This window comes from Klebsiella sp. RHBSTW-00215 (assembly GCF_014103785.1).
Lineage (GTDB): Bacteria > Pseudomonadota > Gammaproteobacteria > Enterobacterales > Enterobacteriaceae > Klebsiella.
The window spans coordinates 1,694,119-1,708,161 of the sequence record NZ_JABXQS010000001.1; the positions used below are offsets into that span (position 1 = coordinate 1,694,119).

The 14,043-nt window shown below is 55.6% G+C and carries 13 protein-coding genes; 8 read left to right on the top strand and 5 right to left on the bottom strand.

Features of this window, described 5'->3' with window-relative positions; translation table 11 throughout:
• Positions 1-10 precede the first annotated feature (10 nt).
• Together uvrD and corA are read left to right on the top strand one after the other, a co-directional pair.
• The gene (gene uvrD, locus HV127_RS08100) at positions 11-2,173 is read left to right on the top strand and encodes a DNA helicase II (protein ID WP_182235562.1); all 2,163 of its coding nucleotides are present in this window, start codon (positions 11-13) and stop codon (positions 2,171-2,173) included.
• Positions 2,174-2,528: 355 nt separating this feature from the next.
• Complete coding sequence (gene corA / locus HV127_RS08105) at positions 2,529-3,479, top strand: magnesium/cobalt transporter CorA (protein ID WP_110276862.1); 951 nt, start codon at positions 2,529-2,531, stop codon at positions 3,477-3,479.
• A gap of 27 nt (positions 3,480-3,506) precedes the next feature.
• Here the strand turns inward: corA and rarD are convergent, their stop codons facing one another.
• Both rarD and yigI read right to left on the bottom strand, forming a co-directional pair.
• Positions 3,507-4,400, bottom strand: a complete 894-nt coding sequence (gene rarD, locus HV127_RS08110; RefSeq protein ID WP_181484140.1) for an EamA family transporter RarD — start codon at positions 4,398-4,400, stop codon at positions 3,507-3,509.
• A gap of 49 nt (positions 4,401-4,449) precedes the next feature.
• Positions 4,450-4,914 (bottom strand): acyl-CoA thioesterase YigI, encoded by a 465-nt coding sequence (gene yigI, locus HV127_RS08115; RefSeq protein ID WP_181484139.1) that lies wholly within the window; start codon positions 4,912-4,914, stop codon positions 4,450-4,452.
• 154 nt (positions 4,915-5,068) lie between these two features.
• Between yigI and pldA the strand changes: the two genes are divergently transcribed.
• The 3 genes from pldA to rhtC all read left to right on the top strand — a co-directional run bounded on the left by pldA (position 5,069) and on the right by rhtC (position 8,517).
• The gene (pldA, locus tag HV127_RS08120) at positions 5,069-5,941 is read left to right on the top strand and encodes a phospholipase A (protein ID WP_182235563.1); all 873 of its coding nucleotides are present in this window, start codon (positions 5,069-5,071) and stop codon (positions 5,939-5,941) included.
• A gap of 67 nt (positions 5,942-6,008) precedes the next feature.
• Positions 6,009-7,835 (top strand): ATP-dependent DNA helicase RecQ, encoded by a 1,827-nt coding sequence (gene recQ / locus HV127_RS08125; protein ID WP_182235564.1) that lies wholly within the window; start codon positions 6,009-6,011, stop codon positions 7,833-7,835.
• Positions 7,836-7,896: 61 nt separating this feature from the next.
• Entirely contained in the window at positions 7,897-8,517 is a 621-nt protein-coding gene (gene rhtC / locus HV127_RS08130) for a threonine export protein RhtC (protein WP_182235565.1), read from the top strand.
• A 42-nt stretch (positions 8,518-8,559) separates the two neighbouring features.
• Here rhtC and HV127_RS08135 read toward each other — a convergent pair whose 3' ends face one another.
• Positions 8,560-9,456, bottom strand: coding sequence for an Rpn family recombination-promoting nuclease/putative transposase (locus HV127_RS08135; RefSeq protein WP_182235566.1), 897 nt, complete (start codon positions 9,454-9,456; stop codon positions 8,560-8,562).
• Between the two features lie 162 nt (positions 9,457-9,618).
• Positions 9,619-10,239 carry a homoserine/homoserine lactone efflux protein gene (gene rhtB, locus HV127_RS08140; protein WP_182235567.1) on the bottom strand — a complete coding sequence of 207 codons (621 nt, stop codon included), beginning with the start codon at positions 10,237-10,239 and terminating at the stop codon, positions 9,619-9,621.
• A gap of 109 nt (positions 10,240-10,348) precedes the next feature.
• Here rhtB and pldB point away from each other — a divergent pair, with 109 nt between their 5' ends.
• From pldB to HV127_RS08155, 3 genes are all read left to right on the top strand, one after another.
• Positions 10,349-11,341, top strand: coding sequence for a lysophospholipase L2 (gene pldB, locus HV127_RS08145; RefSeq protein WP_182235568.1), 993 nt, complete (start codon positions 10,349-10,351; stop codon positions 11,339-11,341).
• A 43-nt stretch (positions 11,342-11,384) separates the two neighbouring features.
• Positions 11,385-12,185 (top strand): sugar/pyridoxal phosphate phosphatase YigL, encoded by an 801-nt coding sequence (yigL, locus tag HV127_RS08150; protein ID WP_181484133.1) that lies wholly within the window; start codon positions 11,385-11,387, stop codon positions 12,183-12,185.
• Positions 12,186-12,273: 88 nt separating this feature from the next.
• A complete protein-coding gene (locus tag HV127_RS08155) occupies positions 12,274-13,173 on the top strand; it encodes a carboxylate/amino acid/amine transporter (RefSeq protein WP_182235569.1) in 900 nt (299 codons plus the stop codon).
• Here the strand turns inward: HV127_RS08155 and metR are convergent.
• A complete protein-coding gene (gene metR / locus HV127_RS08160) occupies positions 13,061-14,014 on the bottom strand; it encodes an HTH-type transcriptional regulator MetR (RefSeq protein ID WP_182235570.1) in 954 nt (317 codons plus the stop codon). The genes HV127_RS08155 and metR overlap by 113 nt on opposite strands.
• Positions 14,015-14,043 lie beyond the last annotated feature (29 nt).

A 14,043-nucleotide genomic window follows, 5' to 3' on the forward strand; every position in this document is an offset into this window, starting at 1 on the left:
GGCGGTGCCAATGGACGTTTCTTACCTGCTCGACAGCCTCAATGACAAACAGCGTGAAGCCGTTGCGGCAACACGTACTAACATGCTGGTGTTGGCCGGGGCGGGCAGCGGTAAGACGCGCGTGCTGGTACACCGCATCGCCTGGCTGCTGAGCGTTGAGAACTGTTCGCCTTACTCCATTATGGCGGTGACCTTTACCAACAAAGCGGCGGCGGAAATGCGCCACCGTATCGGCCAACTAATGGGCACCACCCAGGGCGGCATGTGGGTCGGCACCTTCCACGGGCTGGCGCACCGCCTGCTGCGCGCTCATCACCTTGATGCTAACCTGCCGCAGGATTTCCAGATCCTCGATAGCGAAGACCAGCTGCGCCAGCTTAAACGCCTGATTAAGGCGATGAATCTTGATGAGAAGCAGTGGCCGCCGCGTCAGGCGATGTGGTACATCAACGGTCAGAAAGACGAAGGGCTGCGCCCGCATCATATTCAGAGTTACGGTAATCCGGTTGAGCAGACCTGGCAGAAGGTTTATCAGGCCTATCAGGAAGCCTGCGATCGTGCTGGGCTGGTAGATTTTGCCGAGCTGTTGCTGCGCGCTCATGAGCTGTGGCTCAACAAACCGCATATTCTCCAGCACTACCGCGAGCGCTTTACCAATATCCTGGTGGACGAATTCCAGGATACCAACAACATTCAGTATGCGTGGATCCGCCTGCTGGCGGGCGATACCGGCAAGGTGATGATCGTCGGCGATGACGACCAGTCCATTTACGGCTGGCGCGGTGCGCAGGTGGAAAACATCCAGCGCTTCCTCAACGACTTCCCGGGCGCTGAAACTATCCGCCTGGAGCAGAACTATCGTTCGACCAGCAATATCCTCAGCGCGGCGAACGCCCTGATTGAGAACAACAGCGGGCGTCTGGGCAAAAAGCTGTGGACCGACGGTGCCGACGGCGAGCCGATTTCGCTCTACTGTGCGTTTAACGATCTTGATGAGGCGCGTTTTGTCGTCAACCGCATCAAAACCTGGCAGGAAAACGGCGGTCAGTTGGCGCAGTGTGCGATTTTGTATCGCAGCAACGCCCAGTCGCGCGTGCTGGAAGAGGCGCTGCTACAGGCCAGCATGCCGTATCGTATCTATGGCGGTATGCGATTCTTCGAACGTCAGGAGATCAAAGATGCGCTCTCCTACCTGCGCCTGATTGCCAACCGTAATGACGACGCGGCGTTTGAACGCGTGGTGAATACCCCAACGCGCGGTATCGGCGATCGTACCCTGGACGTGGTGCGCCAGACCTCGCGCGACCGCCAGCTGACGCTGTGGCAGGCCTGTCGCGAGCTGCTTAAAGATAAAGTTCTCGCCGGTCGCGCCGCCAGCGCCTTACAGCGCTTTATGGAGCTGATTGACGCTCTGGCGCAGGAAACCGCCGATATGCCGCTGCACGTGCAGACTGACCGGGTCATCAAGGATTCCGGCCTGCGCACGATGTACGAGCAGGAGAAGGGCGAGAAAGGCCAGACGCGTATCGAAAACTTAGAGGAGCTGGTGACGGCAACGCGCCAGTTCAGCTACAACGAAGAAGATGAAGACCTGATGCCGCTACAGGCGTTCCTTTCCCACGCCGCGCTGGAAGCGGGCGAAGGGCAGGCGGACACCTGGCAGGACGCGGTACAGCTGATGACCCTGCACTCGGCGAAAGGGCTGGAGTTCCCGCAGGTATTTATCGTCGGCGTGGAAGAGGGGATGTTCCCGAGCCAGATGGCGCTCGATGAGGGCGGACGCCTGGAAGAGGAACGCCGCCTGGCCTACGTTGGCGTGACGCGTGCGATGCAAAAACTGACTCTGACCTATGCCGAAACCCGCCGCCTGTATGGCAAAGAGGTTTATCATCGTCCGTCACGCTTTATCGGCGAACTGCCGGAAGCGTGCGTGGAAGAGGTGCGGCTGCGCGCGACGGTCAGTCGCCCGGTGAGTCATCAGCGCATGGGCACCCCGATGGCGGAAAACGACACTGGATATAAACTGGGCCAGCGCGTGCGCCATGCCAAGTTTGGCGAAGGCACCATCGTGAACCTCGAAGGCAGCGGCGAACACAGTCGTCTTCAGGTCGCGTTTCAGGGGCAGGGGATCAAGTGGCTGGTTGCTGCCTATGCCCGGCTGGAAACAGTGTAACATTAAGAAAAATATCATTATTTTGTAATATTCTGCTACCTTTGTACGTTAAGGCGCTTGATTTGCTCTTTAGCGTTCCGTTGCGTGTTGACGCCGTTTTGGCGCTGGCGTAACATGCGCGCACGATTACGCTAAGAGGACATTCGCCTTGGACACACCCAGTAGATGCTGGCTCAACTTCCTGTCCATCAGGAACAACTCCTAAGGCTATCCTCTTATGCTGATAGCCTTAGCGGTTGTCGGCGACCCGTTCTATTCCCGTCGCTCTGAGTCAGGCTTTATGGTCTGAAACCCAAATTGTTTCTGTGTGCCCACCGAACTGTCCGATAATTTTTTTGCATTGGGAGTCCCGGTCATGCTGAGCGCATTTCAACTGGAAAATAATCGTTTAACGCGTCTGGAAGCCGATGAGATCAAGCACCTCGCCAGTTCGGTGTGGGTCGATCTGGTCGAGCCTGACGATGAAGAACGAAGCCGCGTGCAAACGGAATTGGGCCAGAACCTGGCAACGCGCCCGGAGCTGGAAGACATCGAAGCGTCAGCGCGTTTCTTTGAAGATGAAGACGGTTTACACATCCACTCATTTTTCTTTTTTGAAGATGCAGAGGATCACGCCGGTAACTCGACCGTGGCGTTTACTATCCGCGAAGGGCGTCTGTTCACCCTGCGCGAGCGGGAGCTGCCCGCTTTCCGCCTGTATCGTATGCGCGTTCGCAACCAGTCGATGGTTGATGGTAATGCTTACGAGCTGCTGCTTGACTTGTTCGAAACCAAAATCGAACAGCTGGCGGATGAAATTGAAAACATCTACAGCGACCTGGAAAAACTCAGCCGGGTGATTATGGAAGGCCGTCAGGGCGATGATTATGATGAGGCGCTCTCTACCCTCGCTGAGCAGGAGGATATCGGCTGGAAAGTTCGCCTGTGCCTGATGGATACCCAGCGCGCGCTGAACTTCCTCGTGCGTAAGGCGCGTTTACCGGCGGGCCAGCTGGAGCAGGCGCGTGAGATCCTGCGCGATATCGAATCCCTGCTACCGCACAACGAATCACTGTTCCAGAAAGTTAACTTCCTGATGCAGGCGGCGATGGGTTTTATCAATATCGAGCAGAACCGCATCATCAAGATCTTCTCGGTGGTTTCCGTGGTGTTCCTGCCGCCGACGCTGGTGGCTTCCAGCTATGGGATGAACTTCGAATTTATGCCCGAGCTGCACTGGAGCTTCGGTTACCCTGGCGCGATTGTCTTTATGATGCTCGCCGGTCTGGCTCCGTATCTGTACTTTAAGCGTAAAAACTGGCTGTAAAAAAAGGAGCTTCGGCTCCTTTTTTCGTTATGCCCTACGCGTTCTGCGTATGGTGTAAATCGCATCCATCACGAAAATCGCCAGCGCCACCCAGATAAAGGCGAAGGTCACCATCTTATCCGCCCCCGGCACTTCGCCGTAGAACGTCACTGCCAGCAGGAACATCAGCGTTGGGCCAATATACTGGAAAAAGCCCAGCGTGGAGAGGCGCAGACGCGTCGCCGCACCGGTAAAGCACAGCAGCGGAATTGTGGTCACCACGCCCGCCGCGATTAACAGCAGGTTCAGCGACCATGGGTTCTGACCCATATGGCTGGTTGGGCTATCGGCAATGCCAAACAGATAGATAGCGGCGACCGGCAGTAGCCACAGGGTTTCGAACAGCATCCCGGTTTGCGCATCAACGGCGATCTTCTTACGCACCAGGCCGTAGAAGGCGAAGCTGAACGCCAGGCCCAGCGCAATAATCGGCAGCGAGCCGAAAGTCCAGAGCTGCACCAGCACACCGCAGGCGGCCAGCAGCACCGCCAGCCACTGCATGCGGCGAAAGCGCTCCCCGAGGAAGATCATCCCCAGCACGATGTTCACCAGCGGGTTAATAAAATAACCGAGGCTGGCTTCCAGCATATGATGGTTGTTGACCGACCAGATAAACAGCAGCCAGTTGCCGCCGATCAGCACGGCCGACAGTGCCAGCAGAAATACCTTTTTCGGTGTTTTAAGCAGCCTTTTGACCTGCGGCCACTGGCGGCTGATGCTGACCAGCGCCACCATAAAAAAGAAGGACCAGATCACGCGGTGAGTCAGAATTTCATCGGCGGGAACATAGTAGATAAGCTTGAAGTACGCAGGCGCGATACCCCAGATAAAATAGGCGGCCAGGGCCAGAAGAACCCCTACCCGCGTTTGTTTCGCATCCATCGGTACAAATCCATTGCCAAAGAGAGTGATGTTACTCGATTTAGGCTAATCAACCCACCATATACGTCGCCGTGGCGCTGGCGATATAAACCTGCTCTTCGTTATGTAGCTCGACGCGGGCCACCGCGACTTTGTTACCAGCACGCAGCAGGCTGCTGGTGGCGGTGAAGCGTTCCCCTCGGCCCGGGCGCAAATAATCAACGCGCAGATCGATGGTTCCCATCCGCGACAGACGTTGGCGCAGCTCTTCTTCATTGATCGTGTCATGACGAGTCAGCGTACTACCCACACAGACCAGCCCCGCGGCAACGTCCAGCGCGGAGGCGATAACGCCGCCGTGTAAAATGCTTTGCGCCCAGTTGCCGACCATCATCGGCTGGTTATTAAAGCTGATCTGAGCAAACTCTTTTTCGTAGCGCTCCAGCTCCAGCCCTAAGGCACGGTTATAAGGCATATGATAAACAAAGATTTCTCCCACCAGCTTAAGGGCGGCGGCGGCGGTCAGTTCAGACATAACAATATTCCAAAAGTTAACGAAATGTTGATTTTATGCTTCTAAAATATTGATTTCTACTTTAAGAACGGATAACAGGTCAGAAGACGCATAAATAGGTAGAATGCTGGCTGGGTTAAACAGAAATAATAATTATCCATCCAGGAGAACAGTAATGCGTATCTCTTTGGCCTGCCTGCTGGCGCTTGTTGCGCTTCCGGCTGGCGTTCTGGCGCAGGACGCGCCTGTAAATAAACAGGTTCATGACACCCCTGCCGTTCGCGGGAGCATTATCGCCAACCTGTTACAGGACCATGATAATCCATTCCTGCTGTATCCCTATGAGAGCAACTATCTGCTCTATACGTGGACCAGCGATCTCAATAAAGAAGCGATTCGCAGCTACGACTGGGCCGAGAATGCGCGTAAAGATGAAGTGAAGTTTCAGCTTAGTCTGGCGTTTCCGCTATGGCGGGGGATTTTGGGCGATAATTCGCTGCTGGGCGCTTCTTATACGCAGAAATCCTGGTGGCAACTCTCCAACAGCAAGGAGTCAGCGCCGTTTCGCGAAACCAACTATGAGCCGCAGCTGTTTCTCGGTTTTGCGACCGACTATTCGTTTGCTGGCTGGACGCTACGCGATGTTGAAATGGGCTACAACCACGACTCCAACGGCCGATCCGATCCCACGTCCCGTAGCTGGAACCGTCTCTATACCCGGTTGATGGCGCAGAACGGAAACTGGTTGGTGGAGGTGAAGCCCTGGTACGTGATTGGCAGCACTGACGATAACCCGGATATCACCAAATATATGGGCTATTACCGCCTGAAAGTGGGTTATCAACTTGGCGATGCGATTCTCAGCGCTCAGGGGCAATATAACTGGAATACCGGTTACGGCGGAGCTGAGCTTGGGGTGAGTTATCCGGTCACCAAACATGTGCGCGTCTATACTCAGGTTTATAGCGGTTATGGCGAGTCGCTCATCGATTATAACTTTAACCAGACCCGCGTCGGCGTCGGGCTGATGCTCAACGATCTGTTTTAATCGTTGCACTCTGGCTCTCAGGCGCTGAAAATAGCGCCTGTTTTCTTTTCAGGCATATGGGGTCAACGTGGCACAGGCGGAAGTATTAAATCAGGAATCGCTGGCTAAGCAGGTTTTACAAGAAACCTTCGGCTACCAGCAGTTTCGCCCGGGCCAGGATACCATTATCGATACGGCGCTGGCAGGGCGCGATTGCCTGGTGGTGATGCCGACCGGCGGCGGAAAGTCGCTGTGTTATCAGGTGCCAGCGCTGGTGCTGGGCGGTCTGACCGTCGTGGTATCGCCGCTTATCTCACTGATGAAGGACCAGGTCGATCAGCTACTGGCTAACGGCGTGGCGGCAGCGTGCCTGAACTCAACGCAGAGCCGTGAGCAGCAGCAGGAAGTGATGGCTGGCTGTCGTAACGGGCAAATTCGTCTGCTGTATATCGCCCCGGAACGCCTGATGCTGGATAACTTCCTTGAGCATCTCAGCCACTGGAATCTGTCGATGCTGGCGGTTGATGAAGCCCACTGTATTTCCCAGTGGGGCCACGATTTCCGCCCGGAATACGCCGCGCTCGGCCAACTGCGTCAGCGGATACCGCAGATCCCGTTTATGGCGCTCACCGCCACCGCCGATGATACCACCCGTCGCGATATCGTCCGTCTGCTGGGGTTGAATGACCCGCTGATTCAGGTCAGCAGCTTCGATCGACCTAACATCCGCTATATGCTGATGGAAAAGTTTAAGCCGCTGGATCAACTGATGCGCTACGTGCAGGATCAGCGTGGCAAGTCGGGAATCATTTACTGCAATAGCCGTTCGAAAGTGGAAGATACCGCCGCGCGTCTGCAAAGCCGCGGCGTTAGTGCGGCTGCGTACCATGCGGGCCTGGAACATCAGGTTCGTGCTGATGTGCAGGAGAAATTCCAGCGCGATGACCTGCAAATCGTGGTGGCGACGGTGGCCTTTGGCATGGGCATCAACAAACCGAACGTGCGTTTTGTGGTGCATTTCGATATCCCCCGCAATATTGAATCCTATTACCAGGAGACCGGGCGCGCCGGGCGCGATGGCCTGCCTGCGGAGGCGATGCTGTTTTACGATCCGGCAGATATGGCGTGGCTCAGGCGCTGCCTTGAAGAGAAGCCAGCCGGGCCATTGCAGGATATTGAGCGTCATAAACTGAACGCGATGGGTGCGTTTGCCGAAGCGCAAACCTGCCGCCGTCTGGTGCTGCTCAACTACTTTGGCGAAGGGCGTCAGGAGCCATGCGGAAACTGCGATATCTGCCTCGACCCGCCGAAGCAGTACGACGGTTTAATGGATGCGCGTAAGGCGCTGTCGACGATTTACCGCGTCAATCAGCGTTTTGGTATGGGCTACGTGGTGGAAGTACTGCGCGGCGCTAATAACCAGCGTATTCGCGATATGGCGCACGATAAGCTGCCGGTCTACGGTATCGGTCGCGAGCAGAGTCACGAGCACTGGGTCAGCGTTATCCGCCAGCTTATCCATTTAGGCCTGGTCACGCAGAATATTGCCCAGCACTCAGCGCTACAGCTCACCGAAGCCGCCCGCCCGGTTCTGCGCGGCGACGTTACGCTACAGCTTGCCGTACCGCGCATTGTGGCGCTGAAGCCGAAGGCGATGCAGAAATCCTTCGGCGGTAATTACGATCGCAAGCTGTTCGCTAAGCTGCGCAAATTGCGTAAGGCGATCGCCGACGAAGAGAATATCCCCCCATATGTCGTGTTTAACGATGCGACTCTGATTGAGATGGCCGAACAAACGCCGCTGAGCGCAGGTGAGATGCTCAGCGTGAACGGCGTCGGCACGCGTAAGCTTGAACGTTTTGGTAAAGAGTTTATGGCTCTGATCCGTGCGCACGTGGATGGCGATGATGAGTAGTCAGCCAGACGAAAAAGTGCAAATATAGTTTTCGTCCTTACTATTTTCCTGCGAGTTAATCATGTTGACGCTTTTCCTCACCGTGGCGCTGGTGCATATCATTGCGCTGATGAGTCCGGGACCGGATTTTTTCTTTGTCTCACAAACCGCCGTTAGTCGCTCCCGCAAAGAGGCGATGATGGGCGTCCTGGGGATCACCTGCGGCGTGATGGTGTGGGCGGGCGTGGCGCTGCTCGGCCTGAACCTAATTATCGAGAAAATGGCCTGGCTGCACACCATTATCATGGTCGGTGGCGGGCTGTATCTGTGCTGGATGGGCTTCCAGATGCTGCGCGGCGCGCTGAAGAAAAGCGACGTCGCGGCGGCGGAGCCACAGGTTGAGCTGGCGCGTAGCGGTCGCAGTTTCCTGAAGGGGCTACTCACCAATCTGGCGAACCCGAAAGCGATTATTTACTTCGGTTCTGTGTTCTCGCTGTTTGTTGGCGACGACGTTACCGCCAGCGCGCGCTGGGGCATTTTCCTGCTGATCGTGCTGGAGACGCTGGCCTGGTTTACGGTAGTCGCCAGCCTGTTTGCCCTGCCGGGGATGCGCCGCGGCTATCAGCGGATGGCGAAGTGGATCGACGGCTTTGCCGGCACGCTATTTGCCGGTTTTGGTATTCATTTGATTATTTCACGCTAAGTATCCTGCGGCCCGTCCAGGGGTTTACGGGCGGGCCGGGTATTAATGACGGAGCTGCTGCAAATCGTCAGGCGTGAGACCGGTCATTTCCATAACCGCAGTATCATCGATGCCCCGGTTGAGCATTGCTTTTGCGACTTCCATAAAGGCGGCGCGCTTGCCGTTTTTTATGCCTTCCTTCATACCTTCCTCGAGCCACTTTTCTGCCAGAGTCATCAGAACTTCTCCATGCTGCGGCACCCGCTGTGCCAGCTCATATAATAGCGGCCGAACGTCCTGCTCTTCTCCCGCCTGGGTCATATATTTTATCAGTACGGTAATTTGTTGTCTGCTCATCTGTTCGAGCATCAGCAGGCTGGTGAGCTTGTCCAGAAGCTCAGCCATCTCACGCTGGCGAATATGCTTTTGCACCAGCGTCAGGGCCGCCATGCTGCGGTGCTGCATGATTTCGTCGTCGGGGATAACGGTGATATCCACCAGCGGAAAGGCATTGGCGTAAAGCAGGCGCGCAGTATCCGGATCGGCAAAGCTTTCCAGCCAATTCAGGGACCAGGGGTAGGGGCTTCGCCGTCCCTGATAAAAGAGTATCGGGATCACCAGCGGCAGCGTCTTGTGCCCATTCTCGAGATGCCTCTGCATGGCGGCGATAGCGTAACGCATCAAGCGAAACGCCATCAGTTTATCGGGCGAGCTTTGGTGTTCAATCAGGACATGCACGTAGCCCTGACCGCTGGTGGTCTCCAGTGAATAGAGTATATCGCTGTAATAAGGCCGCAGGTCGTCTTCAATAAAGCTCCCTGATTCCAGGCGCAGCGTATCCAGTTTGCAAATCTGAATTAACGAGGGCGGCAGGTGGATCTCAATAAAGTCCCGCGCGGTTTCCACGCGGGAGAGAAAGGTTCTGAATACCGCATCATGTGGAGTTGCCGCTTCCGCCATTATTTTCGTCCATGAATAAGAGCATCAGGCGGCATTCTGCCATTGGCGCTGCGGGGTCGACAGTACGCAAAAGAATTATCTTCTCTCTTTGCGTGCGCCCTCGAGTGACGATGTTGCTGCGTCCACAAGGTGAACCTCAAATTGCGAGCGTGATTCCATTCATCAGGCGTGACGGGCGGAAGCCAGCAGCGCCCCGACCAGCATAAACAGCGAGCCGAATACCTTGTTCAGCGCCTTCATCTGTTTCGGCCCCTTAATCCACGCCGCGATGCGTTGGGCCAGCGTCGCATAGCCAATCATCACAATGATATCGACCACGATAGTGGTGGTGCCGAGTACGAGGTACTGCATCACCTGAGGCTGATTGGGCACGATAAACTGCGGGAAGAGAGCGGCGAGAAACACGATGCTTTTCGGGTTGGTCAGGTTGACGAACACCGCGCGTTTAAAGAGTTTCCCACGAGTTTGCGCTTTCGCCAGGGTATTGAGATCGATTGAACCCGCGGCCCGCCATTGCTGAATCCCAAGCCAGATAAGATAGGCAGCACCCGCCCATTTGAGGATTTCAAAGGCTAACAGCGAGCGGGAAAATAGCGTACCCAAACCGACGCCGACCAGCACGATATGAATGCCCAGTCCGGTCTGTAGACCAGCAATAGAGGCCGCCGCACCGCGATAGCCATGGTTAATTGAGGTGGTCATGGTATTAATTGCCCCGGAACCCGGCGACAGGCTGAGAATAATAGATGTCAGCAGATAGGCAAACCACCACTCGAACGTCATGAGAAACTCCCTGATTGTCTGTTTTTATGCCACAATACGCTATTGTGTAAGCATTGTGTGATACACGATAAAAAAACGATTTTCAGCGGTTATCAGGGGTGTAAGCCCGATGTTTTTGCAGCAAAAGGACTGGGAAACACGAGAAAACGCGTTCGCGGCCTTTACCATGGGGCCACTGACCGATTTCTGGCGTCAGCGAGAAGAAGCGGAGTTCAGGGGCGTGGATAATGTTCCGGTGCGCTTTGTTCGCTTCTGCGCCAAAAGTAATGACCGGGTGATTGTTATCTGTCCGGGTCGCATTGAAAGCTACGTTAAGTATGCCGAGCTGGCTTACGATCTCTTCCATTGCGGTTTTGATGTGATGATTATCGATCATCGCGGGCAGGGTCGTTCCGGACGGATGCTTTCTGATAGCCACCGTGGACACGTCGTCAATTTCAGCGATTACGTTGATGATCTTGCCGCATTCTGGCAACAGGAAGTGGTTCCGGGGCACTGGCGGAAACGGTATATACTGGCTCACTCGATGGGCGGTGCTATTGCGACGCTATTTTTGCAGCGTCACCAGCAGCATTGTGACGCGATAGCGCTCTGCGCGCCGATGTTCGGGATTGTCATGCGTTTTCCTGACTGGATGGTGCGCCATATTCTCGATTGGGCTGAGGGCCATCAGCGCATTCGCGAAGAGTATGCCATCGGTACCGGCCGCTGGCGGGCGTTGCCCTATGCGGTCAACGTGCTGACGCATAGCCGTCAACGTTATCGTCGCAACCTGCGTTTTTATGCCGATGACCCGCAGCTGCGGGTCGGCGGGCCGACGTTCCACTGGGTGCGTGAGGGGATCCTCGCGGGCGAAGAGGTGTTGGCTGGTGTAGAAAAAGACGTCACGCCAACTTTGTTGCTCCAGGCTGAAGAAGAGCGGGTGGTTGATAACCGTATGCACGATCGCTACTGTGAACTCCGTGCCGCTGCCGGTCATCCCTGCGAAGGGAATAAGCCGTTTGTCATAGAAGGGGCATACCATGAGATCCTTTTTGAAAAGGACGCCCTGCGCTCAGTCGCGCTGAATGCTATCGTCGATTTTTTCCGTCGACATAATTAATCTGGCGAAACGCTAGTCGCCCTGCTTAGAGGTTAAAATTTTTATGTACCAGGTTGTTGCGTCTGATTTAGATGGCACGCTGCTTTCCCCCGATCACTGCTTAACTCCCTACGCTAAAGAGACGCTGAAGCTGCTTACCGCACGCGGTATCAACTTTGTGTTCGCGACCGGCCGCCATTACATTGATGTTGGGCAAATTCGCGATAATCTCGGCATTAAATCCTACATGATCACTTCCAATGGTGCGCGGGTGCACGATAGCGAAGGGAATCAGATCTTTGCTCACAACCTTGACCGCGATATCGCCACCGACCTGTTTGAGATGATGCGCAACGATCCGGCGATTGTGACCAACGTTTACCGCGAAGATGAGTGGTTCATGAACCGCCATCGTCCTGAAGAGATGCGTTTCTTCAAAGAGGCGGTGTTCAACTACAAGCTGTATGAGCCGGGCGAGCTGGACCCTGAGGGGATCAGCAAGGTCTTTTTCACCTGTGATAAGCATGAGCAGCTATTGCCGCTGGAGCAGGCGATCAACGCGCGCTGGGGCGACCGCGTAAACGTGAGTTTCTCTACTGTGACCTGCCTGGAAGTGATGGCTGGCGGCGTGTCGAAGGGGCATGCGCTGGAAGCGGTGGCGAAAATGCTCGGCTATAGCCTGAAAGAGTGCATTGCCTTCGGCGACGGCATGAACGATGCGGAAATGCTGTCGATGGCGGGTAAGGGCTGCATTATGGTTAACGCGCACCAGCGCCTGAAGGACCTGCATCCGGAGCTGGAAGTGATCGGCAGCAACGCCGATGACGCCGTTCCGCACTATCTGCGTAAACTCTATCTCGACTAAAAAAGATTGACGATTGCTCTATAAGTGAGCAGTTGTCAACTGACCTCTTCGCTACAATGAGTGTTCTTTACTCTACGAGACATTCATTGTGGCGCTACTGATTATCACCACTATTCTGTGGGCCTTTTCCTTTAGTCTGTACGGCGAATATCTGGCGGGTCATGTCGATAGCTATTTCGCGGTGCTGGCGCGCGTTGGCCTGGCGGCGCTGGTGTTTTCACCCTTCCTGCGTACGCGTGGACAAAGCCTGACCACTATTGGCTTGTATATGCTGGTGGGCGCGATGCAGCTTGGCATCATGTATATGTTGAGCTTCCACGCCTACCTCTATTTGACGGTCTCTGAGCTCCTGCTGTTTACCATTCTGACGCCGCTCTACATCACCCTAATCTACGATCTCATGAGCCGACGTCGCCTGCGCTGGGGCTATGCCTGCAGCGCGCTGCTGGCGGTTATTGGCGCAGGAATTATTCGTTATGACCAGGTGACTAACCATTTCTGGACCGGTCTGATCCTGGTACAGCTCTCCAACATCAGCTTCGCTATCGGGATGGTGGGCTATAAGCGCCTGATGGAAACGCGCCCGATGCCGCAGCATAACGCTTTCGCCTGGTTTTATATCGGGGCGTTTCTGGTGGCGGTAGTTGCCTGGACTCTGATGGGTAACGCGCAGAAAATGCCGGAAACGTCGCTACAGTGGGGCATTCTGGTCTTTCTTGGCGTGGCGGCGTCGGGAATCGGTTATTTTATGTGGAACTACGGTGCCACCCAGGTGGATGCTGGTACGCTCGGCATCATGAACAATATGCACGTGCCGGCCGGGCTGCTGGTGAACCTTGCTATCTGGCAAGAGCAGCCCCGCTGGCCGAGCTTTATTATTGGAGCTCTGGTGATCCTGGCCTCGCTGTGGGTCCATCGGCGTTGGGTCGCTCCGCACTCCTCACAAACGGTAAGTGGTCGCAAGCGTGGTTCCGCGCTGAGCGAATAAACGCCTCGGTGGCCGGCTGCCGCTGCTCGCCATCGCGCACTGCGGCGTACAGCCGGCTCCACAGTCCCTCGCCCAGGGTTTTGGTCACCACCAGGCCCTGGCGTTCAAAGTTTTCTACTACCCAGTGCGGCAGGGCAGCGATACCCATCCGTGCGGCCACCATCTGAATTAACAGCAACGTATTGTCGACGCTCTTCAGCTGCGGGCTGATCCCTGCTGGCTGTAAAAAGTGACGCCAGATATCCAGGCGCGCGCGCTGCACCGGGTAAATCAGCAGCAGCTCGGTGGCTAAATCCTCAGGCGCAATCCGCGTTTTTGCCGCCAGCGGATGATCCGGCGCCATCACCAGACGCACTTCAAAATCAAACATCGGTGAATAGTGCAGACCGCTGCGCGGCAGAATATCAGAGGTCATCACCAGATCCAGCTCACCCTGCTGCAACCCCGGCTGTGGGTCAAAGGTGACTCCGGACTGAAAATCCACTTCCACATGCGGCCAGCGGGCGCGGAAATTCTCCAGAGCCGGGGTGAGCCATTGAATACAGCTATGGCATTCGATGGCGATACGCAGACGGGTTTGCTGCGGCTCATTGCAATCCTGCAAGGCGCGGCTAATTTGCGGCAACACCTGGTTTGCCAGCTGCAACAGGATCTCCCCCTGCGGCGTAAAGCGCAGCGGCTGGCTTTTACGCACAAATAGACGAAAGCCAAGGCGCTGTTCCAGATCGCTGAACTGGTGGGACAAGGCGGATTGCGTCTGGTGCAGGGCCGCTGCCGCGCCTGCCAGAGAACCGCTATTCCGCAACGCCTGGAGCGTTTTCAGGTGTTTAATTTCGATCATGAAAGTCCTTCACTTCGGCATGAATAATT